The organism is Nonomuraea sp. NPDC046570, assembly GCF_040645915.1.
In the GTDB taxonomy this organism is placed as follows: Bacteria; Actinomycetota; Actinomycetes; order Streptosporangiales; family Streptosporangiaceae; genus Nonomuraea.
Window position 1 is genome coordinate 154,270 of the sequence record NZ_JBEYZF010000008.1, and the last position, 22,160, is coordinate 176,429.

Below are 22,160 nucleotides of genomic sequence, written 5' to 3' on the forward strand. Positions count from 1 at the left end.
CCATGCTCACCGATCCCGCTCACCCCTCCCGCACCCTGATCGAGCTGAGCGACCTGGACGGGGACGACGAGCTGGTCCAGCGGTACGGCGCGGCACTGCGCCGCATCGTGAACTGGGCCCAGGACTACCTGTGCAACCCCCACCCCGAGCTCGGCAGGAAGGGCCCGGTCTGCCCCTACGCGCAGACCGCCCTCGACCGGGGGACGTTCTACCTGGCGGTCTGCCCGGGCGAGCCGACCGCGGGGGAGATGGCCCGGACCCTCGACGGCTACCGCGACTGGTTCCTGCGCCTGGTGGCTCCGCCGGGCGTCTCGCAGCAGTTCCGCACCATCCTCGTGCTCTTCCCCGACCTGCCGGACGAGCGGGCCGCCGCCGTGATCGACGCCGCGCAGCAGGAGCTCAAGTCGGACTATGTCGCCGCCGGGCTCATGATCGGGGAGTTCTACCCGGGCCCGCCGCCCAAGGCCGGGCTGTGGAACCCGGACTTCCTGCCGCTGGGCAGCCCGGTGCCGCTGCTGGCGATCCGGCAGATGGTCGCCAGCGACTTCCCCTTCCTGCGGGAGGCGCCCGAGCACGTGCGGGCCTACCTCGAACGGTTCGGGGACCGGCCGCCCGCCCCGCTGCGCGACGCGATCGCCGCCGCCCGGCAGTCCCCCGGAGGCTACTGATGGGCCCGCCGCAGGCCCGCGGGGACATGCTCCGCTTCGCCGTCGTCTGGATCGCCTCGCTGCTGTCCGGCGTCGGCTCCAGCCTCACCGGCTTCGTCCTGGGCGTCTGGGCCTACCAGAGCACGGATTCGCCCACCCAGTTCGCGCTGGTCATGCTCTGCGGGCTGCTGCCGGGCATCCTGATCGGGCCGTTCGCCGGGATCGTGGTCGACCGCTTCAACCGCCGCACGGTGCTCATCGTCACCGACTGCCTGGCCGCCCTGCCCACGCTCGCCATCGTGTTCCTCATCCAGACCGACGGGCTGGCGGTGTGGCACCTGTACCTGGCGTCCGCGATCGGCGCGGCCTGCAGTACCTTCCACGCCACCACCTACCAGGCGATGACCCCGCTGCTGATCCCCAAACGCCATCTGGGCCGGGCCAACGGGCTCATGCAGATCTCCTGGGCCACACAGATCGCCGCGCCGGTGCTCGCGGGCACCCTGATGGTCGCCGTGGGGATGAGCGGGGTGCTCGTCATCGACCTCGCCACGTTCGCCGTCGCGGTGCTGGCGCTGCTGGTGGTCCGCCTGCCCGCGACCGTCCTACGGCCGAGCGGCACGGCCGAGGCCCCCACCCTGCGCACCGACCTGGTCGCCGGCTGGCGGCACCTGCGCGCCAAGCCGCAACTGCTGGGCCTGGTGTACGTGCAGACCGGCTTCAACTTCGTGTTCGCCACGGCGGGCGTGCTGATCCAGCCGCTGATCCTGTCCTTCGCCACGGCGGACGTGCTCGGCCTGCTCATGCTGGCCGGAGGCGCGGGCATGTTCTGCGGCAGCCTGGTCATGGGCGTGTGGGGCGGGCCGCGGGGCAGGGTGCGCGGGATGGCGGTGTTCATGGGCGTCGGCAGTGTGGCGCTGTTCCTGCACACCCTGTGGCCCTCGCCGCCGCTGGTCGGAGTGGCCGCCGCCGCTTTTCTGTTCACGCTGCCCGTGGTGGGCGGCTGCGCGCAGGCGGTGATGCAGACCAAGGTGGAGCGGGACCTGCTCGGCAGGGTGCTCGGCACCGCCCACTCGCTCGGCACCGCGGCCACTCCGGTGGCGTACCTGCTGGCCGCTCCGGTCGCCGAGTTCGTCACCGGACCGCTGCTGATGCCCGGCGGCGGGCTGGCCGGCAGCTTCGGCGCGCTCGTCGGCGTCGGGGAGGGGCGCGGCATCGCGTTCGTGCTGCTGCTGGACGCGGTCCTGCTCGCGGCGCTGGCCGCCGTCACCGCGTTCGCACCCCGCCTGCGCACGCTGGAGACCGCACTGCCCGACTCCGTGGCGGACGACTCGCCGCACCCCGTCCGCTCCAGCTAGAAAGGGATTCCGCATGCCGCTCAACCTGCCACCCGACGAGGCACGCGCCTTCGCGACCGGGCAGGCTCCCGCGCCCCTGCTCGATCTGGTCGGCGCGATGGCCACGTACGCGGTCGCCGCCGGGCTGCGGGCGGGCGTGTTCGACGCGCTGGCCGACAAGCCGCGCACCGCCGCCGAGCTCGCGGCGACGCTGGACGCCGACGAGGAGGGCCTGGCCCAGCTCCTCGAACTGCTGCGCACCACCGGGTACGTGGAACGCGGGGAGGACGGATACGCCAACACCGAGATCGCCTCAGCGTGGCTGTGCTCGGACTCTCCGACGAACTACGGCCAGATCATGTCGATCTGGCAGGCCATCATCGGTGACCTGTGGACGGATCTGGGCGCGGCCGTACAGAGTGGTCGGCCGCGTGGCGACTTCTACGCCTGGCTGGCGGAGCGGCCCGCGCTCTCCGGACGGTTCCAGCACCTCCAGCGCGGCCTGGCCGAATGGCTCGCGGAAGAGGTGACCGAGCTCGCCTCCCTGCCGGACGGCCCGATCCGGCTGCTCGACCTGGGCGGCGGGCACGGCGCCTACAGCGAGGCGTTCTGCCGGGCGCATCCGCGCCTGTCGGCCACGGTGATGGACCTGCCGGGCGCGCTGGGCGGGAGCGACCACGAGCGGATCCGCTGGCACGAGGCCGACCTCACCCGCGACCCGATCGACGGCGAGTACGACGTGGTCCTGCTCTGCAACGTCCTGCACGGCTTCCCCTCGGCGCAGGCCGCGGGGATCGTCGCCAAGGCGGCGGGCGCGACCCGGCCCGGTGGCCGGGTGCTGGTCCTGGAGAGCATCGCCGAGCACCGGGCGGGCATGGCGGAGGCGGCTTTCACCGCGGGGTTCGGCCTCAACCTGTGGCACACCCAGGGCGGCGGCGTCCCGGCCGCGCGCACCGTGCAGGGCTGGCTGACGGACGCCGGTTTCGACCGGCCCGAACGCCACGACCTGACCCGCTCGGCCACCCACACCCTGTTCACCGCCACCCGCTGAGCCGCCACCCGCTGAGTCGGCGCCCGTCAGGAGGAGTTCTCCTCGTACTGGGATCGCAGGAGGAGCAGGGCGATGTCGTCGGCGCGTTGCATGGTGTGCGGGGCGTGGTTCAGGAGCGTGTCGGCCAGGTCCTGCAGGGGCTGCTCCGGGGCGCGGGTGAGGTGGGTGGCGAGGTTGGCGATGGAGTGGTAGAGGTCGGTGCCAGGGGTTTCGACGAGGCCGTCGGTGTAGAGGGCGAGCACGGTGTCCTCGGGCAGCGGGTATTCGACGACCGGGTAGGTGGCGTCGGGGTCGATGCCGAGGAGGATTCCGGGCGGCACGTCGATGACCCGCGTGGGCGTGCCCGGGAGGCGTAGCAGCGGCGGGGGGTGGCCCGCACTGGCCGCGCAGAGCGCACGCTGCCCCAGATCGATATGGATGTACAGGCAACTGGTGAAAAGGTCCGAGTCCAGGTCGATGAGCAGGCGGTTGGTGTGGGAGAGGACCTCGCCGGGGCTGGCTCCCGCGGCGGCGTGCGCGTGGACGGCGGTACGCACCTGACCCATGAGCGCGGCGGCGGTCATGTTGTGCCCCTGGACATCGCCGATGACGGCCGCGGCCGTGGTGTCGTCCAGGCGGATCAGGTCGTAGAAGTCGCCGCCGATGCCCACTCCGCGGGTGGCGGGCAGGTAGCGGGCGGCCACGTCCAGGCCGGGGATCCGGGGGAGGCTGTGGGGGAGCAGGCCGGTCTGCAGGCTCTGGGCGAGCCGGTCCTTGGCGTCGTAGACGTAGGCGCGGTCGAGCGCCTGGGCGACCAGCCCGGCCAGCGAGGTGAGGGTGGCGCGTTCGTCGGCGCTGAACGGATGCGGGTGGTCGTAGGCGAGCACGCAGGTGCCGATGAGCTGACCTGAGGCGATCATCGGCAGGAACGCCCAGGCGGACATCCCGTCGTCCTGGGCGGGGTCCGGCTGGATCCGGAGCAGTTCCTCCCGGGTGGCGAAGAAGGTGGGTTCGCCGCCGAGCAGGGCGCGCTCGCCGGGGACGGGCAAGATCACGGGAAGGTCGTCGAACCGGTCGATGATCTGCGGGCCGTACCCGCGGGAGCCGACGATCCGGGTCCGTCCGCCCTCCGTGGTCACGATGGCCATGGCCTGGACATTGCACACGGGCATGACCTGGTCGGCGACCAGATCGATGACGTCCTGCATGGTGACCGCCCGGGTGAGGGTCGCCATCAGATGCAGGAGGTTGTAGAACGCCTCCGCGCGGGCCGGCCTGCCGAGGCTGGAGGAGGAGTCGCTCGGTTGTTGTCGCTCCGGTGCCGGTGGGGGAGTTATGCGCAGGGTGACGCCGGACGGATCCGGATACAGCTTCATGGACAGGTCGCGGCCGCCGGAGCACTGGGCGGCGCAGGCGGTGACCCGCTGGCTGAGCACCGCGGACCGGAAGCAGTCCTCGAACACCGACTCCTCCAGCCACGTCGCCACCTCCCAGGGCACTCTGCCCAGCACCTCGTCCACGCTGCCGCCGAGCAGTTCGGCCGTGGTGGGGCTGACATAGGTGATGCGGCCTTCCAGATCCAGCGCGACGAAGCCCTCGGGGAGCCGGTTGAGGCAGTCCATCGCCGCGACGGCACGCTCAGGTTCGGCGGCCTGGGCCCGCGTCGGAGGGAGGATGCGCGGCTCGCGTCCAGGCTGCACGGGACTGCCGCGCTCGGCCGCCCGCCGCATCAGGGCGCCCATCTGATAGCGGGCGGCATCGATCGCCTTCAACTCCTGAGAGGAGAGCTGGGGCGGGTGCGGCTCGGGCCACAACAGCACCAAGCCGCCCCGGTCGAGGGTGCCCGTGTGAATCGGAGCGGCCGCCACCGCGAAGTGGTACGGCAAAGCCAGCGCCGCCCCGGGAAAGTGGCGAGCCAGTTCCTCGTGATCGGGGACCCACACCAGGCGGCGCTCGCGCACCGCGGCGGCCACCGGAACGGGACTCTTCAACCTGACCCTGGCCCACGGCTTGGCGATCTGGCCCGGGAGCCCGATCGCGGTGTCCATCAGCAGGACCCGGCCGGCGTCCGCCAGGAGGTAGACCGCGCCGATGTGCGCGCCGGCATCGCGGACGGCCTGGTACAGCAGCTCATCCAACCCAGACGCGTACTGTCCGGATCCGGCGGCGAAACGGGCCGCGCCCCGCACGCCCTACCCCGTCTCACCCTGCGGCCGGCTCACAGCCGCATGCCGGAAATCGTGCATATTCGCACCATATGCGCCCAAGGTGTGAGCCAGGGCCCCCATAGCCGGATGCTGGTTCCCGCGTGACACGAGCGTGGATTTTCTTTGCCCTGAGCTGGGAGGAAGAAGGGCCGGGCCATGAGCTAACGGAACAACGCCACCAGGTCGTCCATGGCGATCACCAGAAGGCCGAGGACCAGCCCGGCCGACGCGGCGACGACCGCCCCGGGGAACGACACCGCGCCCGGCGCCGTCGACGCCGCGCCGCCGGCGAGCGCGACCACGACGAGCAGCGCGTTGCGGATCACGTGCCGGGCCGAGTACTCCGCGCCCGCCCGCCCGAAACAGTTGCACCGTGCCCGGACCCCCCGCTTCAACACGAGCGCGAGGCCCGCGCAGAAGCAGGCGCTCAGCACCGCGCCCCCGGCGAAGCCCGCCAGCGCGAACCCTCCCCCCAGGACGGGCGACGACCCGAGCGCGAGCACCACGAGCAGTTCCGCCCCCGTCAACACCCGCGCGACCAGGACGGAGGGCCTTCCCGGAAAGAGGCCGAGCGCCCCGATCGAGGCGGCGAACTCCGCCGGGTCGCGGACCTTGCCGACTCCTGAGGCGGTGAAGACCGTCACCAGCAACGCCCCGCAGGCGACCGTCGCGTATCCCATCAAGGCGTCACCCGTCATTCGGAGTCGCGGTAACCGGAGGCCTGGAGGCTGAACAACCGGGCATAGACCCCGCCCGTCCCGGCCAGCTCCTCATGCGATCCCTGCTCCACGATGCGGCCTCCGTCCAGCACGACCAGCGTGTCGGCCTCCCGTACGGCGCCCAGCCGGTGTGAGATCAGCAGGCTCGTCGCGCCCCGGCGGTGCTCCCGCAGCCGCGCGTGGACCTCGTGCTCGGCCTCGGCGTCCAGGCCGGAACTGGGCTCGTCGAGGATCAGCAGGTCCCGGCCTCCCCGGAACACCCCGCGCGCCACCGCCACCCGCTGCGACCGGCCACCGGAGAGCGCGACCCCGGCGGACGGATCCTCGGCGTCCTCCGACTGGAAGAAGACCCGCGTGAGCAGGGTGTCGTACCCGTAGGGCAGCTCCGCCAGCTCCTCGTGCACGCCCGCGCGGCGGGCCGCCTCCTCGACCGCGCCGCGATCGTCGAGCGACGCGAGGTTCCCCAGGCCGATGTTCTCGGCGGCGGACAGGTCGTAGACCATGAAGTCCTGGAAGACCGCGCTCATCCGATCCCGCAGCTCGGCCGGGTCGATCTCGCGGAGGTCGACGCCGTCCCAGGTGATGCCGCCGCGCTCGGGGTCGTAGAAACGGCACAGCAGCTTCACCAGGGTGCTCTTGCCCGAGCCGTTCCGGCCGACGAGACCGACGGTCCGGCCGAACGGAACGGTGAAGCTCACCCCCCGCAGCACCCAGGGATGCTCGGGGCCGTACCGGAACCAGACGTCGCGGAACTCGATCCCCTTCCGCAGCGGCTCCGGGGAGATCGACCGCGCCGGTACGACGAGGTCAGGTTCGACCGCCTCCACGTCCCGGAAGTGCTGGAAGAGCAGGAGCTGCTGGTGCGCGGAGGCGATGTGACCCACCATCGCGGCCAGGCTGCCCTGGACCCCCGCCACCGCCGCGACGAACATCGACACGTCGCCGACGCTCACACCCCCGGAGCCGGCCGCCACGATCACCCAGATCAGTCCCGCGCCCGCGATCGCGGCCGACAACGCGCCGAGGGCGGCCTGCACCCTCAGCTCGCGGCGGTCCATCGTCCGCCGTTCCGCGTCGGCCCGCCGCAACTCGGTGAGCATGCGCCCCTGCAGGAAACCGGCGAGGCCGAACAGCCGGACCTCCTTGACCGCCTTCAGATCGGAGAGGAGCTGACTGTAGAAGAGCTCGCGGCGCTGGACCGGGCCGAGCTTCCACAGCATCGCGGCCCGCCGCCGCGACAGCATGGTCTGCGCCACCAGCGCCGGGACCGTGCCGAGCAGGACCACTCCCGCGATGACCGGGCTGATCGCCGTCAGCGAGCCGAGCAGCCCACCGGCCGTGAGCAGCCCTCCCCCCAGCGCGAGAGCGCCCTGGACGACCTGGCTGGGCGTCATCCCGCCGCTCTGGTTGGCCAGGCGGAGACGGTCCAGGAACACCGGATCCTCGAACCGCGCCAGCCCGGGCAGCCGGTTGACCGCGGTGAAGAGCCGGTCCTGCGCGAGCAGGCCGGTGGCCCGGTTGAGCTCGCCTTGCAGGTAGTGCAGGACCTCGGGCAGCGTCGCCAGGGTGAGCCCCAGCAGGGCCAGCCCGCCGGCGAGCGCGAACACCTCGCCGTCGGCCGCGGCGACGCGGTCGAGCACCAGCTTGGTCAGCCAGGCGATGCCCACGGGGACCACGGACGACACGACGGTGGTCAGGACGAGCAGCGTCACCGTTCCCGGAGCGGCCCGCCAGGCCAGCCGCAGGGCGGGTACGACACCGCCGAGCGCGGCTCCGCGGCCGGTCCCGCTGTCAGGAGGCAACCGCACCGCTTCCCTTCGCGCCCAGCCTGCGGATCACTTTGCCCGTCACCCAGCGGGCCGGGAAGGGACCGTGCCTGCGGGAGTCCTGGTTCCGCGGGTGCTCGGCGTTGTCGCCGAGCACGACGACGGCGTCGGGGGGAACGACGGTGCCGGTACGCAGCGCCGGGGTCTCCCGCAGGTCGTCGGGAAGTGTCTCGCCGGGGAGCGCGGCGACCCGTTTGATCATCGTGATGAGGCTCTTCCGCGGGCCCAGCACGATCGGGCGCCCGTCCGGCCAGCCCAGGGGGCGGTCGGCGTTCAGCACCACGACGTCACCGCGGGCGATCCGGGTGACTCCGCACCGCCGTACCAGGACCCTGTCCCCGTGGGAGAGAGAGGGCTCCATGCTGGTGCCGACCACGGTCACCACGTGGAGGTTTCGCCGCAGCAGGACCGCCAGGGCGGCGAGCAGGCCGATGGCGACCGCGCAGGCCGCCAGCGGTAATGACCAGGAGTCCATGGATCACTTTCATGAGGTCGGCCACCGGCGTTCTACCGCGCGAGCAGGTCCTCGGGCCGGGGCGTCAGGAGCGAGTCGAGATCCCAGCCCGTCGCCACGACGACGCCCGACGCGTCCAGCATGCAGAGCGCGGGGAACTGCCTGACGCCGAAGGCTTTCGCCAGGGGCCCGTCGTACGGCTCGGCCGCGACGCCGCCGACCGGTTCCAGCGCGCTCACCAGTTCCTCGGTGGCGCCGCCCTCTCCCACGACGACGCTGACGATCGTCTGGTCGTCCCGATGGAGCTCCCTGGCCCGCTTCACGAACGTGGGCAGCCCTTCCTTGCAGGCCCGGCAACTGTCGGAGAAGAAGGCGACAATGGTCCAGGTCTTCAGCCGGTCGGCGGAGAAGGCGTTTCCGTCGGTCAGCAGCGCGTCGAAGGAAGCGGGAGAGGAACCGATCTCGGCAATCTTCACCGGAATCGACTCGGCGGCCGGGCGCGCCTCCTGGGATTCGCGCAATCTTCTGATGACTCCGATTGTCAGCAGGAGATTGAGCAGGCAGAACAGGCCGATGAATACAACTGCGACAGCCAACACCGTCACGGGGGATCTCCTAACAATGGCGAAAGGCCGGGGTCTCACGCTTCCGCACCGATGCGAAAGACCCCGAGCCCGTTCAGCGGCTCAGCAGGTCCCGCAACGCCCGATGCCTCCGTCGTCCCTGATGGGCGCCCAGTGGGCGCCGGCGCACTGAATGCAGTTGAACGCCTGAGCCTTGCGCTTCGGCAGGACCGCCGAGAGCAGGGCGTCACTCAGCCGACCGATGATCCCCATGGATCTCCCTTCACCGCGGGCGGAAACGCACGGGCCGGCGATTCTCTCACCGATAACCCCTGCCCCGCCCGACCGTTTCTTCCTCACTGATACTCATCAGCCTCGACAACGATGTCAAGAAGAAAGTTTCGCCCACTTGCCGGGTAATACGGCAGCGGATCAGCGGGCAATTTCCCGGCCATCTGACCGGCCGCGAAAACCGGTGGCACGGCGATCTGAGCCGCTGCCAGACTCCACGGATGACTGTCGCCCGCGTTGATCTGCTGATCCGCCAGCTCGATATCGCCTGGTCGCTGTTCGACTACCACGTGAAGGACCTCGACGATGCGATCTGCCTCTGGGAACCGGAGCCCGGCTGCTGGACCGTCCGGCCCGACGGCCAGGGCCGCTGGGTGGCCGACTGGGAAGTGCCGGAACCGGACCCCGTGCCGACCCTCTCGATCGGGTGGGTGACGTGGCACATCGGCTTCTGGTGGACGACCACCCTCGGGCACTGCTTCGGGACCGGAGCGCCTCCGCGTGAGGAGATCACCTGGCCGGGCACCGCCGCCGCCACGATCGACTGGCTGGGCGAGCTGAACGACGGCTGGCGGGCCGGGCTGCTCCAGCTCACCGACGCCGACCTCGACTCCACCGAAAGGACCGCCGGACTGCCGTGGGGGCAGGAGCAAACCCTGGCGAACACAGCGGGTTGGCTCAACATCGAGCTGACCAAGAACGTCGCCGAGCTCGGCCTGCTACGCCTCCTGCACAAAGCACGCGAACAGTAAACAAGTTGTTCACAACGGATAGTTGACAACAGTTCGTCTGTGGCGCCATCCTGGGCGCATGGAATCCGACCCCTTCACGGCTCCCGACCCCGACCAGGCGCGAGCGCACCGCGTACACGCGTCCCTGTTCCGCATCGCCGAGCGGCACGCGGCCACCGACGGGCAACGCCGACGACAGGTCCACCCCTCCGTCATCGGACCGCACGAAGCCATCAGGCTCGTGTCGTACCTGCTCAGCGGGTCGGCGCAGCTCGACGAGGGGGAGCCGGAGGTGGACCACGCCGACGTCACCGCCGCTCTGAGCCTCGTGCCACTGGCTCGGGGGGAGATGGACGGGCTGGAGGCCGGGCTGCTCCAGATGGCGCGGGGGCGCGGGATGACCTGGCAGGAGATCGCCTTCGGTCTCGGCCTGGGCACCCCGCAGGCCGCCAGGCAGCGGTACGAACGGCTGCTCGGCCGTACCGCCGCCGACGCGGAGTAGAACGGGGTGCCTTCAGTGGCGTCTGTCGTCGAATCTCCGGAGCAGGTTCGTGGTGGCGCGCTGGATGCGCTTGTCCGGTTTCGAGGACACGTCGGAGAGGGCGGTCACCCAGCCGAAGGTCCCTGCGTTGAAGACCCAGGCGCCGCTCTTCGCCTGGTAGAGGCTGGTCCGGTGGAAGTACGTGTAGCGCTTCTCGCCGCCGTGGTGCCCGCGGAACGGTGACTCGGAAAGCAGGATCTGCTCCTCGTCCGGGCGCGCCATGCCGCGCACGATCCCGTCGGCCTCGCCGGTGACCAGACCGTCGAGCCGGTCTCCCTTGTCGACGCCGGTCCCCGCCCAGAGCCAGTGCCGAGGGTGACGCACGACGAGCGGGTACGCCTTCGTGCACATGCCGATGTACTGCGTGCCCAGCAGACCTTGCTCCGCGTTGCTGCCCTCAGGCGAGAGGTCACGCCATCGCGTGGTGCGGCCGATGCCGCTCGTGACCGGGTCAGGGTCGCTCTTGTAGCACGTCATCAGGGGGAAGCCCTGCGCGTCCCGCTGAATCCTGACCTGGAAGTAGATGTTGTTGGCGGCGAAGAAGGCCAGGTGGGTGCCGTTCTGGACGGCGCGTTCGGCACGGTCCCGCATCGCCGCCGACCAGTACTCGTCATGGCCGCTGAACAGCACGGCCCGGTGGCGAGAGGGTCGCACCGTACCGTCGTGCAGGTCCAGGCTCGAAGCGTAGGAGACGTCGAGCCCCCGCTCTTCGGCCCACTTGATGAAGTTCAGGTCGAAATCGAACAGCGAGGGCAGGCCCCCTCCCGCGTACGGGCGGCCGAAGGTGACGGCGCGGGCGCGAGCCGGATAGTGCATGAGGAAGGAACGGCCCGAGACGGGCACGCCCGGATAGATCTTGCCGTCGGGCGAGACGGCGGTCAGCGAAGGATCGCCGGGCTGCACGTACCCCTTGTAGAGGTTGCGGCCGATGACGCCGTCCCCGGGGAACATGTTGTACGCCTGGTAGGTGGTGAAGGGGAGGACGACCAGGAAGTCGCTGACCCGCGCGTCGTCCCGCACCACGAACGGCGTGCACGCCCGGCGTCCGTCGGGGGTGGTGAAGCAGGCCACGTAGAGGCCGGACACCCAGAAGTCGGGCACCTCCATGCGCCAGGACGGCTCCCAGCCGCAGTGCACCGTCCCCGTGCCGGTGAGGAGCTTCGGCGCCCTCTGCGCCGCGCCGCGCACCTTCGATGACCTGGTCATCAGCCGGGCGCCCGCACCCCCGTAGTAGCCGAGCCGGTAGATCGAGATGACGTACTCCGCGCCGTCCCCCACCGAGACGTGGAAGGCCAGGCTCTCTCCGGCCGCCACACTGGTGGCCGAGGCGTACGCCTGGATGTAGTTGGGCCAGTCGTCCCGCGAGGCGCGTACGCCGTTGCCTTCCGGCCGCCAGTCGTCGCTGCCGTCCCGGAGGTTCTCCGCGAGGATGCCGCGCGGCCTGGGCCGGGCGCTGACCGCACTGGTGATCCCGCCCAGAATCCCGGCCGCGCCGATCGCCGCTCCGGCGCCGATGACCGTACGTCGTGAAGCTTCCACCCGCCACCCCATGATGATCACCTGGCATGCCGAAGCCGAGGCCACGTGGGCATGCGCGTACAGCAGTCTCAGAGAAGAAGTCGCGGGAGGGCCCCTGCCCCGCGTATCGGGCAGGGTCTCGCATCTCCCGCGATAACTGATTGTAACTGACTCTATCCTCATGGTGACGTATGTCGCCGTGCCGCAGAGTCACCCTGTGTCGATCAAGCGTCCGTGACCCCGGCGGTACCGGTCAGGCCCACTCCCAGCGGATTCCGTGGACGCCCGGACTGATGTCCGTCCCGGCGATGTGCGCAGAGTTCCACCCGCTGAGCCGGATTTCGCCCACGTCCACGGACGGGGTGGCGGTCGTCGGCTGGAAGACGCGGAAGCACCGCACCGGCGATCGCCCCGGCGCGAACTGCAGCGTCAGCAGATAGGAGTGGACCGGAAACCTGAACCACCTGTTGTAGAAGGTGCTCTCCGGGCCGGGACGGCGGTAGCCGAACTCGTACTCCACGACGTAGGTCTCGCCCTCGGCCAGCGGCCTGTCGAAGAGCAGCTCCACGGCGGTGAGCCCGGCCGCCTCGTCGGTCCTGACCCTGCCGGTCCTGCAGAACGCGGTGGACACGTCGTCGGGCAGCCGCGACCGCTCGTTGTAGTGGATGGCCACATGCCGGTCCACACCGTCCGACCTGGCCTGGAACACCGCACGGGTGCGTACGGCCCGCTCGTCCCGTTCAAGCCCGACGGTGAAGTGGTCGTGGTAGCTCAGCAGGGCGAGCTGCCCGTCGGTCGTGTTCTTGATCTCGGACAGGAGCCGCTGCAGGCTTCCCGAGACCGGGCAGAGGTCCCTGAACGGCACCGCCCCCGGTATGTGCCCCACCCATCTGCCGCGCGGCCGGGGCGGACCCAGGCTGGCCACCAGGGTGTCGCCGGGCAGGGCGAGGATCTCCTCCAGCGCGTGAAGCGCCCGGAGCGAGTGTGATCGCTCCGGGCGGCACTTGCCACGCTGCCAGTTGCTGAGAGAGGCCAGGCTGACCTGGATGCCGCGCTGGGACAGGCGGGCGTGCAGGCGTTCCAGGCTGAGACCGCGGGCGGTGATGGCCTCACGGAGTAGGTGGTCGAAGGGCTGCTCCAACGGGTAACCCTCCTTTTCCAGGAGTGATCATCCCGAATTTACAGCGCCTGTGTCAGAAAGTCAGGCTCCAGGCGTCGATGTAGCCGGAGTGATTGCTGTCCACGTCCGTCACCCGCAGCCGCCAGGTGCCGTTGGCGGGGGACTGGGAGGCGTTCGTGGTGTAGTTCTCGTGGATGATCGTGCCGTTGTCGTTGGGCGCCGGGTCGCGGAGCCGGTAGACGGTGCCGGTCGGGCCGATCAGGTCGATCTGCGCGTCACCGCGCCAGCCGTGGTGGACGTCGGCGTACACCTTGAGGGAGGCGGGCGCGTTGCCGGGCACGCCGCTGACGGTGATCGACGATTCCGCCTGGCCGAGGTCCGGTACGTCGTAGTTGGTGGTGTTCTCGAAGGTCCGGCCGCCGGTCTCGGGGCCGTAGTTCTCCAGCCAGTCGCCGGTGTACCGGGTGGTGTTCCCGCGCCGGGCGCCGCCGCTGTACGCGCTGGCGCCCTCGAAGTAGGTCCAGCCGCCGATGGTCTTGTCCGCCAGGGCCACGTAGGAGGAGCCGCTCTTGAGCCCGAAGTGCACGTGGTTGCTGCCCGCCGAGCCGCCGCAGGGGATCCGGGTGCTGGTCAGGCCGAGGTAGTCGCCCATCTGGACGGCGGTGCCGTTGGGACGGATCTCGTTGAGCAGGTGGTAGTACTCGGTGGTCCAGCCGTTGTCGTGGATGATGCGGATGTGCCCGCCGTTCGAGCAGATCCAGTAGGCCCGCCCGGACTGCGCGGCCAGCACGCTGCGGTCGGCGGCGCGGCTGTCCAGGTCTATCGAGCTCCACGGCCGAGGCTGCCCCGACCAGCCGTGGATGCCACCGATGATCCGCCAGGACGCGCCCACGGGGTACGGCAGCGACAGTCCCGTCGGCGTCGCCGTCTGCGTCGCCTTGGTCTGCGCGGCGAAGGTCTTCTTCTCGCCCCGGCTCAGCACCGACTCGGGCGCCCGCCTGGCCAGGGCGGCGAACTCGGGGGTGCCGTCCAGGCCGACCCGCCAGCCTCCGGCGGTCTTCTGCGCCAGGAACAGGTGGCCCTCGGGGTAGGCGCCCTCCACGTTCGGCGCCTTGATCACTGAAGATCCGAACACCCAGTCGCCACCGGGACTGGTGCGCTGCGGGTTGACCTCGTTGCCGGCGTTCGCCGCCACCAGCGAGGAGCCCTCGGCCCGGCTGCGGTCGGTCATCACCTGGACGACCGCCTCGTCGAGGGCGGGATCGGCGCTGGAGGTCGCGGCCGTCGACGCCGCGACCAGGACGACGATGCCCAGGATGGAGAGTAAGCGTTGCCTCATCTATGTGCTCCTTGTTCACCCGGAGACTGTTCTCGTCGGGTACGGTCTCCCAGGCGACACCGGGGCAACAAGGGCACCAATCGGCAGGTCAGCCAATACTGTGATAAATCCACATTTAACGCTGAATAGAGAGTGCGGATCTGCAGCTCACGCTCGGTTCCTGCCCGCCGGGGCATGAAATTTCAGCGTATGCACGATTGCCGGAGACGGTCTCGCGCGACCACTGACATTGGATGTCAGTGAAGCGGGGTTAGCGTCGCGGCATGCAGGAGTTCGACACGCGGACCGCCGACCGGCGGGACCGGCTAAGCGAGCCAGGAGTTCCCGGGGATCGGCGCGAGGCAGCGGTAGACGGCGTCCTCGCGGAAGGGGTAGCGCCGTTCGAGGTCGGCGTCCAGCCGTACACCCAGTCCCGGGGTCTCGGGTGGCAGCAGCCTGCCCGCCTCGATCCGGAACGGCTCGACCAGCAGGTCGGCGCGGAGCGGGTAGGCGGGCATGGGCCATTCCGCGCGCTCCCCGCCACCGGCGAAGGCGGCGTGGTAGTTGGCCGCCTGACACACGGCGCTGCCCCAGCAGTGCACCACCGTGCCGGCCCCGTGCGCGGCGAACACCGCGAGCGTCTCGCGCATCCCGCCGATCACCGTGGCGTCGGGCTGCACCAGGTCGTACCACCCGGCCTCGGCGCGCTCGACCAGCTCGCGGGCGGTCGTGACGATCTCCCCACCCGCCACCGGGCACCCCGCCGCCGCCCGCAACCGCGGATATCCGCCCGCGCGGGCCGGTCCGAGCGCCTCCTCAAGAAACGCGATCGGCCGCGAGGTACGGCTCCGCACGGCCTTCAGGAACTCCAGGACGTCCTCGACCGACTGGCCGGGGTCGGCGAGGTTCTGCGCCATGTCGATCGCCACGCCGATGCCGAGCCCGGCCGCCCGTTCCATGGTCCAGGCGGCCTTGTCCGCCTCATGGCCACGAGCCCTGATCTTGAACGTGTCGATGCCCAGCGCCGCGACCGCGTCCAACTCGGCGCTCATGGCCTCGCCGGACACCGAGTCGCCGCCGCTGGCGTACAACCGCAGTGAGTCGCTCCGCCGCCCGCCGAGCACCTCGTAGGCGGGCGCCCCCGCCCGCTTCCCGATCGCGTCGACCAGCGCGGTCTCGATCGCCGACAGCACGTGCCGCGCGGCCCCCTGCAGGCTCCAGTACCCCGTGACCAGCACGAGGTCCCGGTGGCGCTCGGCGGCGTCGGCCTCACGCCCGACCAGGTAGGGGGCGACGAGGTCGACGGTGGCGGTGAACACGTGCGGGGCGAACACCGCGAGGTACCCCTCGCCTAGCCCCGTGGTCCCGTCGTCGAGCGTCACCTCGACCAGTCCCGTCGTCCGCCACCCCGACGGCAGCGCGACGGTGACCTCCAGGTTGTCGGGATCGGCGTACGGCGCGCTCAGGAGGACCGCCCTGACGGCCGCGATGCGTGCGGACACGCGAGGACGCTAACATGCCGGTACCCACTCGGGAAAGCGTTTTCCAATCGAATCAGGTGCCGCCGGGCTTGAGCAGACCGGTCTCGTACGCCGCCGCCACCGCAGCCGCCCGGTCGTTCACCTCAAGCTTGGCGAACAGGTGCAGCAGATGCGTCTTCACCGTCGCCTCGGTGATGAACAGCTTCGCCGCGACCTCACGATTGGTCGCGCCACGGGCGATGAGCCCGAGCACCTCAAGCTCTCGCCTGCTCAATGTCCGCTGCTCCGGAGCGCGGGCCTTCTGTGTCAGCACGCCCGCCACGGAGGGGGACAGCACCGTCTCGCCGCGAGCCGCCGCCTGTACCGCGCGGCGCAGGTCGGCGCGCGGGGTGTCCTTCAGCAGATAGCCGATGGCGCCCTGCTCGATCGCGGGCAGGACGTCGGCGTCGTCGTCGAAGGTGGTCAGGACCAGCACCCGGATGCCCGGCGCCTGCTCGCGCAGCCGGCGGATGACCTCCGCGCCGCTCATCTTCGGCATGCGCAGGTCCATGAGCACGACCTCGGGGTCGGTACGCATGGCCACGGCGAGCGCCTCCGGCCCGTCGGCCGCCTCGCCGACCACCTCGAAGGCGTCGTCGGCACTGAAGATCCCGAGCAGCCCGTCGCGGACGACCGGATGGTCATCCACGATGATCATACGAATCGGCATGTCTCACCCCGCGTTTCCGGAATCGGAGCCGGCGGGGATCGCCGGAACCGTGGCGGAGATCCCCGTCCCCTGCCCGGGGGCCGTCTCGATCGCGAAGTCACCGGCCAGCCGGGTGACGCGCTGACGCATCGCGATGAGGCCGAACCCGTCCGAGCAGCCCGCCTCCCGAGGAGTGAAGCCGGCCCCGTCGTCACGCACATCCAGCGCCACCACGTCCTCCATGTACGACAGGGTGAGGCCGACCCGGGTGGCCGAGGCGTGCTTGCCGACATTGGCCAGCGCCTCCTGCGCCACCCGCAACAAGGTGATCTCCACCTCGGCGTGCAGCGGCCGGGGCTCGCCGGTGACCGACACGGCGGCGGGTACACCGGCTGACCGCGACCACTTCGCCGCGATGTCGTGCAGCGCGGCGGCGAACTGCGCCTCGTCCAGCGGCGCGGGACGCAGCGCCTGCACCGACCGGCGGGCTTCGGTCAGGCTCTCCCTGGCCAGGATGCGTACCGTGTCCAGGCGGGAGCGGGTGGCAGCCACGTCGTCGATCACACTGTCGGCGGCTTCGAGCTGGGTGAGGATGGCGGTCAGCCCCTGCGCGACGGTGTCGTGGATCTCCCTGGCCATTCGTTGCCGCTCCCCGAGCACCCCGGCCTCACGAGCGCGGGTCAGCAACCGGGCCTGCAGATCCGCGTTCTCCTCCGCGAGCGCGGCCAGTTTCGCGCCGGTCTCCTTCAACTGCGTGATCATCGCCTTGCGCTGATCGTTCTGATCGGAGATGGCCTGGACGACCAGGCCGATGGTGGAGGCGACCAGCACCGCCACGAGGAAGGAGAAGAGCATCTCGCTCGGGCTCCGCCCGCTCTCGGGGCGAGCCGCGACCATCACCCCGGCCGTCGCGGCCACCCCGCCGTACGCCCACCACCCGGGCAGCAGACCGAAGGCTTGGACGAACGCCCCGATGCCCGTCACGAAGAACACCGAGTCGATCCTGATCAGCGCCCCCACGGCGGCGAGCAGCACGACGAAGTAGACGATCACCACCACCGGCCGCTCGATCCAGCCGGGGTGCGACGCGACCAGGAACCAGTGCCAGGCTCCGGCGAACAAGGCCAGGGCCAGCGCCTCGGGCCTCCACTCCCGCAGCAGGGAGAAGACCATCGGAAGCAGGATGAACAGGTATGGCAGTAAGGGCCAGGCGCGATCCCAGCGCGAGGCGTCGGCGCTCGTCACCACCGGAACGCTCTGACGGCGAGGCCCCCGGCGACGACGAATATCGCGACCATGACGCCCAGGGTAACCGGCGACATCGCGCTTCCCACCCAGCCGTCGCGGACCGCCTGGACCGCGGGGGCCATAGGCGTCAGGTCACCGATGGCACGCATCGAGCCGGACGTGACCTCGCGGGGGATCATGGCGCCGGAGAGGAAGACCATCGGAAAGAAGAGGCTCAGCCCGATCACGGTCGCCGTGCGTCCACTGGGGACGAGCGCGCCGACGAGGAGGCCGATGGAGCTGAGGCTGAGCGCGCTGAGCGTCCACGCCAGGAGAACGTGCGCCACGTTCGCGGGCGCCGTCAGCCCATAGGCGACCAGGCCGATGACGATCAGCAGTACCGTTCCGAGCGCGGCCAGCAGCATGTGGGCGGCCCACTGGGCGCCGAACAGCATGACGGGCGAGGCGGGCGTGACGCGCAGCCGCTTCAGCACCCGGCGTTCCCGGTACTGGGCCAGGGTGGCCGGGAGGATGACCAGCGCGGCCAGGCCGATGACGAAGACGCTCAGCATCGGCACCGTGGCGTCGATGACCGGCAGCCCGCCCGGCAGCGGATTGCCGTTGCGCATCTTGACCCACATCAGGATCGCCGGGAAGGCCAGGGCGAAGAACGCCGACATCGGATCCCGCACGATCAGCTTGAGCTCGACCGCGATGACCTGCGTGAGGCCCTTCATGCCAGTTCCCTTCCGGTCAGCGCGAAGTACGCCTCCTCCAGTGACGCCTCCTCCAGTGACGCGGACCGCCCCTGGGCGATCAGCTCGCGCGGGCTGCCCTCGGCGATGACGCGACCCCGGTCGATGATCGCGATACGGTCGCACAGCGCCTCGGCCTCGTCCATGAAGTGGGTGACCAGCACGACGGTGACCCCACGCGCCCGCATGTCACGAATCAGCCCCCAGGTGGTACGGCGGGCGGCGGGGTCCAGGCCCGTGGTCAGCTCGTCGAGGAAGACCACCTCCGGGTTGCCGACCAGGGCCAGCGCGATGAACAGCCGCTGCTTCCAGCCGCCGGACAGTGTCGCGAAGCCGGCGCGCCGCTTGTCCGCCAGCCCCCACTCGTCCATGAGTTTCCGCCAGTCGGCGGGCTTGTCGTAGAAGGAGGCGTACATCCGTAACGCCTCACCGACCTTGATCGCGTCGGGCAGGGCCGCCTCCTGCAGTTGGACGCCGATGCGCTGCAGCAGCCCGCGCCGGTCGCTCTGCGGGTCCAGCCCCAGCACCCGCAGGACGCCGCCGTCTCGCCGCCGCAACCCCGACGCGCACTCCACGACCGTGGTCTTCCCCGCCCCGTTCGGGCCGGCGATCCCGAAGATCTCGCCTTCCTCCACCTTCAGCGACACGCCGTCCACCGCCTTGGTAGCCCGGTAGCTCTTGCGCAGGCCGTCGATCTCGATCACTGTCATGCTCCGAGGATCACCGTCGGGCGCCGCCGCCGAAATCCACCGAACGGTTGATGGGCGTGCCCACTACGCGGACCGGCCCGGTCAGGGAGCATCGCGGAGGTTCGTCCGCGAACGGATGTAGCCCGGTCACGTCCGGGGTCAGCCCAGCAGCGTGACCGGGAGGGCGGTCAGCCGGCTTCCTTGGATGCCGCCCAGATCGATCTGCTGGAGTTCGGCGAACGGCACCGCCAGGCGCGCGCCGGGGTAGTCGGTCCTGAGCACCTCCACCAGCGCGCTCAGCTCGAGTTGGGCGAGCTGGGCGCCGGTGCAGTAGTGCGGCCCCGCGCCGAAGGTGAGGTCGGGCCCGATCGAGCGGCCGGGATCGGTGTTGATGCCCTGGATGTCGACGAGCACCGGGGAGCGGGCCGGGAGCCGTACCCCGGCGAGATCGAGGTCGTCGGAGGTGAACCGCCAGAGGGTGAAGGGCGCCGGGGAGTGCAGGCGCAGCGTCTCCCGGACGAACTCGTCGATCGCGACCCCCTCCCCTGCGGGGCGGTCGGTGTCGAGGACCCGCGCGAGCAGGAAACCCAGCGACGGGTCGGTGGTGAGCTGTCCGGCGTAGATCAGCGTGAAGAGCAGGTAGTGCAGGTCCGCCTCGGTGATCTCGTCTGGGACCCGATCGCGCAGCTCGACGGCGAGGCCGTCCCGGCCGTCGTGAAGCGCGGCGGCGGCCAACTCCGCGAACGCGCCCATGGCCGCCCCCACCTCCTCGGGATCGCCGCTGTACATCCCCCGGCAGGCCGCGATGGCCCGGTCCACCAGGTCGAGCGGCACACCGAGCACGTCGCAGACCACGCTGAGGGGGTAGCGCGTGGTGAAGTCCGCCATCAGGTCGGTCGTTCCGCCCCCGGCGGCGACCTCGGCGAGCGACTCGCGGGCGATCGCCGTGATCCGCTCGGCGAAGCCCCGCATCCGCCGGGCGGTGAAGAGCGGGGCGTGCGCGCGGCGCAGTCGCTCGTGCGCCGGGCCGTCGAGAGTGGTGAGCGACGGCTGCGCGGCGGCGGTCGGTTCGAGACCCGCGATCCGGGGATCCCAGTCCACCGGCGCGTACGCGGGGTCCTTCACGATGCGCGGGTGAGCGAGGACCTCCCGGGCCAGCGCGTGGTCGGTGACGATCCAGGCCGGGCCGCCGGCGGGGGCGTCGGCGCGGACGATCGGGCCCAGTGCGCGCAGGGCGGCGTGCGCGGGGTGGGGTTCGCCGAGGCCGCGGACGGTGACGGCGAACGGGTCGATGCCGGCGTGCGGCGCGTTGGACATCGGTGCTCCTGGGGAGAAGGCGGTCAGGATCGGGCCGGTTCCGTCGAGGAAGGGGCGGCGGCGGTGGCCGGGATGAAGGCGGTGGCGATGAGCCCGAGCAGGAGGAGGCCCGCGGCGAGGTAGCCGGTGAGGGTGATTCCCTCGGTCATCGCCACCCGGGCCGCGCCGGCGACGGCGGCGGTCTGCGGATCGGAGGCGAGGGAGGCGATCGCCGCCCCGGCGCTGTCGGTGACGGTGCCGGCGAAGCGCTCGGCCTGCGCGGCCGGCATACCGGTGGCGGTGAGGATCTGGCCGAGCCTGGCGCCGAGAGTGCTGAAGAAGACCGTGGTGAGTACGGCGATGCCCAGGGCGAAGCCCAGCTCGCGGGCGGCGCTCTGGATGCCGGAGCCCTGCCCGGCACTGCCGGAGGGGATGTCGGCGAGGACGACATTGGTGACCTGGGCGGTGGCGAACCCGACGCCGACGCCGTACAGGAGGAGGGCCAGTGCGATCGCCCACCAGGAACTGTCGGTGGTGGCGGTCAGGGCCAGCCCGGCCAGGCCGGCGATCTCCAGGATCAGGCCGAGGCGGACCAGCCCGACGGGGGTGAGCTTGCCGGTCATCCCGAAACTGGCGCCGCTGGCGAGAAAACTGCCCGCGGCCAGGGGGACCAGCGCGAGGCCGGCCTGGAGCGCGCTGTAGCCGAGGGTGAACTGCAGCCACAGCGGGAGCACCGCGACGATGCCGAACTCGCCCAGCCCGATGATCGAACTGGCGATGTTGCCGTTACGGAAGGACACGACCGAGAACAGGCGGACGTCCATCAGAGCCCGGCTGGGATCGCCGCTCCGCGCGAGGGCCGCCTGCCGCCGAACGAACCCGGTCAGCGCCAGAGCGGCCAGGCAGAGCGCCACCAGGACGGGGGAGGGGCCGCTGTCCCAGGAGAAGCCGAGGACGGTCAGCGGCTCGACGGTGGCGAGCCAGCCGAGGGTACGCCCCTCGACGAGTCCGAAGGCGAGCAGGCCGAGCCCGAGGACCGACAGGACCGCTCCGACGGCGTCGACGCTGCCGCCGGTTCGGGGCGAGGGCGCCAGGAATGCCAGCGTGCCGAGGCAGATCAGCAGGGCGAGGGGGAGATTGATGCCGAACGCCCAGCGCCAGGAGGCGTGTTCGGCGAGCCAGCCGCCCAGCAGCGGGCCGAGCGCCGAGGCGGCGCCGATGGTCGAGCCCCAGACGGCGAACGCCTGACCGCGCTCCTTCCCGGTAAAGGTCGCGTTCAGCAGCGAGAGCGAGGTCGGCAGGATCATCGCGGCGCCTGCTCCCTGCAGGAATCTCGCCAGGATGAGCAGGCCGCCGGTGGACGCCAGGCTGGCCAGCACGCTGGTGGCGCCGAAGACGACGACGCCCGCCAGGAAGACTCGGCGGGCGCCGAGAAGGTCCGCCAGACGGCCGACCAGCAGGAGCAGCGCCGCGACGACGATGGCGTAGGACTCCTGGGTCCACTGCGCCTGAACGGAGGTGATGCCCAGGTCCTCGATGAACGCGGGGACGATCACATTGACGATCGTGGTATCCACCACGATCAGCGCGACACCGAGAGAGATGGTGATCAAGCCAAGCCATCGGCGGGCAGGAGAAGCGGCAGACACCTATATACCTCCATGGTGAAGTAATTCCACGGTGAAGTTATATTTGGGGCGGTAAGTTGTCAAAGCGCGGATG

General features: G+C 70.8%; 21 protein-coding genes. 5 read left to right on the forward strand and 16 right to left on the reverse strand.

All coding sequences use genetic code 11. The features are described 5' to 3' along the window. Window positions 1–2 precede the first annotated feature (2 nt). From ABZ911_RS15875 to ABZ911_RS15885, 3 genes are read left to right on the forward strand one after another with little or no spacing between them, the layout of a single operon-like run. A complete protein-coding gene (locus ABZ911_RS15875) occupies window positions 3–668 on the forward strand; it encodes a DUF6875 domain-containing protein (protein WP_358055676.1) in 666 nt (221 codons plus the stop codon). Next, complete coding sequence (locus ABZ911_RS15880; RefSeq protein WP_358055678.1) at window positions 668–2,005, forward strand: MFS transporter; 1,338 nt, start codon at window positions 668–670, stop codon at window positions 2,003–2,005. The genes ABZ911_RS15875 and ABZ911_RS15880 overlap by 1 nt, the downstream gene beginning before the upstream one ends. A gap of 13 nt (window positions 2,006–2,018) precedes the next feature. Beyond that, window positions 2,019–3,035, forward strand: coding sequence for a methyltransferase (locus ABZ911_RS15885; protein ID WP_358055680.1), 1,017 nt, complete (start codon window positions 2,019–2,021; stop codon window positions 3,033–3,035). A gap of 26 nt (window positions 3,036–3,061) precedes the next feature. Here ABZ911_RS15885 and ABZ911_RS15890 read toward each other — a convergent pair whose 3' ends face one another. From ABZ911_RS15890 to ABZ911_RS15915, 6 genes are all read right to left on the reverse strand, one after another. Beyond that, complete coding sequence (locus ABZ911_RS15890) at window positions 3,062–5,152, reverse strand: SpoIIE family protein phosphatase (protein ID WP_358055682.1); 2,091 nt, start codon at window positions 5,150–5,152, stop codon at window positions 3,062–3,064. A 230-nt stretch (window positions 5,153–5,382) separates the two neighbouring features. Then, entirely contained in the window at window positions 5,383–5,919 is a 537-nt protein-coding gene (locus ABZ911_RS15895) for a MauE/DoxX family redox-associated membrane protein (RefSeq protein ID WP_358055684.1), read from the reverse strand. After that, window positions 5,916–7,748, reverse strand: coding sequence for an ABC transporter ATP-binding protein (locus tag ABZ911_RS15900; protein ID WP_358055686.1), 1,833 nt, complete (start codon window positions 7,746–7,748; stop codon window positions 5,916–5,918). The genes ABZ911_RS15895 and ABZ911_RS15900 overlap by 4 nt, the downstream gene beginning before the upstream one ends. Beyond that, on the reverse strand, window positions 7,732–8,241 hold the full coding sequence (locus ABZ911_RS15905; RefSeq protein WP_358055688.1) for a S26 family signal peptidase: 510 nt from the start codon (window positions 8,239–8,241) through the stop codon (window positions 7,732–7,734). The genes ABZ911_RS15900 and ABZ911_RS15905 overlap by 17 nt, the downstream gene beginning before the upstream one ends. Window positions 8,242–8,273: 32 nt before the next feature. Beyond that, the gene (locus ABZ911_RS15910) at window positions 8,274–8,825 is read right to left on the reverse strand and encodes a hypothetical protein (RefSeq protein WP_358055690.1); all 552 of its coding nucleotides are present in this window, start codon (window positions 8,823–8,825) and stop codon (window positions 8,274–8,276) included. 81 nt (window positions 8,826–8,906) lie between these two features. Next, the gene (locus tag ABZ911_RS15915) at window positions 8,907–9,056 is read right to left on the reverse strand and encodes a hypothetical protein (protein ID WP_358055692.1); all 150 of its coding nucleotides are present in this window, start codon (window positions 9,054–9,056) and stop codon (window positions 8,907–8,909) included. A gap of 239 nt (window positions 9,057–9,295) precedes the next feature. Here ABZ911_RS15915 and ABZ911_RS15920 point away from each other — a divergent pair, with 239 nt between their 5' ends. Together ABZ911_RS15920 and ABZ911_RS15925 are read left to right on the forward strand one after the other, a co-directional pair. Beyond that, window positions 9,296–9,826 carry a DinB family protein gene (locus ABZ911_RS15920; protein WP_358055694.1) on the forward strand — a complete coding sequence of 177 codons (531 nt, stop codon included), beginning with the start codon at window positions 9,296–9,298 and terminating at the stop codon, window positions 9,824–9,826. A gap of 58 nt (window positions 9,827–9,884) precedes the next feature. Next, on the forward strand, window positions 9,885–10,307 hold the full coding sequence (locus tag ABZ911_RS15925) for a DNA-binding protein (protein ID WP_358055696.1): 423 nt from the start codon (window positions 9,885–9,887) through the stop codon (window positions 10,305–10,307). Between the two features lie 12 nt (window positions 10,308–10,319). Here ABZ911_RS15925 and ABZ911_RS15930 read toward each other — a convergent pair whose 3' ends face one another. From ABZ911_RS15930 to ABZ911_RS15975, 10 genes are all read right to left on the reverse strand, one after another. Continuing rightward, on the reverse strand, window positions 10,320–11,885 hold the full coding sequence (locus tag ABZ911_RS15930; protein ID WP_358055698.1) for a N,N-dimethylformamidase beta subunit family domain-containing protein: 1,566 nt from the start codon (window positions 11,883–11,885) through the stop codon (window positions 10,320–10,322). A gap of 232 nt (window positions 11,886–12,117) precedes the next feature. Next, window positions 12,118–13,005: a helix-turn-helix transcriptional regulator gene (locus ABZ911_RS15935; RefSeq protein ID WP_358055700.1), complete on the reverse strand. Its 888-nt coding sequence runs from the start codon at window positions 13,003–13,005 to the stop codon at window positions 12,118–12,120. Window positions 13,006–13,057: 52 nt separating this feature from the next. Continuing rightward, window positions 13,058–14,323, reverse strand: coding sequence for a proprotein convertase P-domain-containing protein (locus ABZ911_RS15940; protein ID WP_358055702.1), 1,266 nt, complete (start codon window positions 14,321–14,323; stop codon window positions 13,058–13,060). 305 nt (window positions 14,324–14,628) lie between these two features. Further along, the gene (locus ABZ911_RS15945) at window positions 14,629–15,804 is read right to left on the reverse strand and encodes a mandelate racemase/muconate lactonizing enzyme family protein (protein WP_358055704.1); all 1,176 of its coding nucleotides are present in this window, start codon (window positions 15,802–15,804) and stop codon (window positions 14,629–14,631) included. A 52-nt stretch (window positions 15,805–15,856) separates the two neighbouring features. Then, a complete protein-coding gene (locus tag ABZ911_RS15950) occupies window positions 15,857–16,480 on the reverse strand; it encodes a response regulator transcription factor (protein WP_358055706.1) in 624 nt (207 codons plus the stop codon). A 15-nt stretch (window positions 16,481–16,495) separates the two neighbouring features. Continuing rightward, a complete protein-coding gene (locus ABZ911_RS15955; protein ID WP_358055708.1) occupies window positions 16,496–17,716 on the reverse strand; it encodes a sensor histidine kinase in 1,221 nt (406 codons plus the stop codon). Next, entirely contained in the window at window positions 17,713–18,435 is a 723-nt protein-coding gene (locus ABZ911_RS15960) for an ABC transporter permease (protein WP_358055709.1), read from the reverse strand. The genes ABZ911_RS15955 and ABZ911_RS15960 overlap by 4 nt, the downstream gene beginning before the upstream one ends. Further along, window positions 18,432–19,163, reverse strand: a complete 732-nt coding sequence (locus tag ABZ911_RS15965) for an ABC transporter ATP-binding protein (protein ID WP_358055710.1) — start codon at window positions 19,161–19,163, stop codon at window positions 18,432–18,434. Before ABZ911_RS15965 ends, ABZ911_RS15960 begins: the two co-directional genes overlap by 4 nt. A gap of 138 nt (window positions 19,164–19,301) precedes the next feature. Continuing rightward, on the reverse strand, window positions 19,302–20,459 hold the full coding sequence (locus tag ABZ911_RS15970; protein WP_358055712.1) for a cytochrome P450: 1,158 nt from the start codon (window positions 20,457–20,459) through the stop codon (window positions 19,302–19,304). A 23-nt stretch (window positions 20,460–20,482) separates the two neighbouring features. Then, the gene (locus ABZ911_RS15975; protein WP_358055714.1) at window positions 20,483–22,051 is read right to left on the reverse strand and encodes a DHA2 family efflux MFS transporter permease subunit; all 1,569 of its coding nucleotides are present in this window, start codon (window positions 22,049–22,051) and stop codon (window positions 20,483–20,485) included. Window positions 22,052–22,160 lie beyond the last annotated feature (109 nt).

Bases quoted from the DNA above. Each gene is read 5' to 3' on its own strand.
- ABZ911_RS15920 (WP_358055694.1), top strand. From the start codon at position 9,296: ATGACTGTCGCCCGCGTTGATCTGCTGATCCGCCAGCTCGATATCGCC.
- ABZ911_RS15925 (WP_358055696.1), top strand. From the start codon at position 9,885: ATGGAATCCGACCCCTTCACGGCTCCCGACCCCGACCAGGCGCGAGCG.
- ABZ911_RS15965 (WP_358055710.1), bottom strand. From the start codon at position 19,163: ATGACAGTGATCGAGATCGACGGCCTGCGCAAGAGCTACCGGGCTACC.
- ABZ911_RS15970 (WP_358055712.1), bottom strand. From the start codon at position 20,459: ATGTCCAACGCGCCGCACGCCGGCATCGACCCGTTCGCCGTCACCGTC.
- ABZ911_RS15880 (WP_358055678.1), top strand. From the start codon at position 668: ATGGGCCCGCCGCAGGCCCGCGGGGACATGCTCCGCTTCGCCGTCGTC.
- ABZ911_RS15875 (WP_358055676.1), top strand. From the start codon at position 3: ATGCTCACCGATCCCGCTCACCCCTCCCGCACCCTGATCGAGCTGAGC.
- ABZ911_RS15915 (WP_358055692.1), bottom strand. From the start codon at position 9,056: ATGGGGATCATCGGTCGGCTGAGTGACGCCCTGCTCTCGGCGGTCCTG.
- ABZ911_RS15940 (WP_358055702.1), bottom strand. From the start codon at position 14,323: ATGAGGCAACGCTTACTCTCCATCCTGGGCATCGTCGTCCTGGTCGCG.
- ABZ911_RS15895 (WP_358055684.1), bottom strand. From the start codon at position 5,919: ATGACGGGTGACGCCTTGATGGGATACGCGACGGTCGCCTGCGGGGCG.
- ABZ911_RS15885 (WP_358055680.1), top strand. From the start codon at position 2,019: ATGCCGCTCAACCTGCCACCCGACGAGGCACGCGCCTTCGCGACCGGG.
- ABZ911_RS15960 (WP_358055709.1), bottom strand. From the start codon at position 18,435: ATGAAGGGCCTCACGCAGGTCATCGCGGTCGAGCTCAAGCTGATCGTG.
- ABZ911_RS15950 (WP_358055706.1), bottom strand. From the start codon at position 16,480: ATGATCATCGTGGATGACCATCCGGTCGTCCGCGACGGGCTGCTCGGG.
- ABZ911_RS15905 (WP_358055688.1), bottom strand. From the start codon at position 8,241: ATGGACTCCTGGTCATTACCGCTGGCGGCCTGCGCGGTCGCCATCGGC.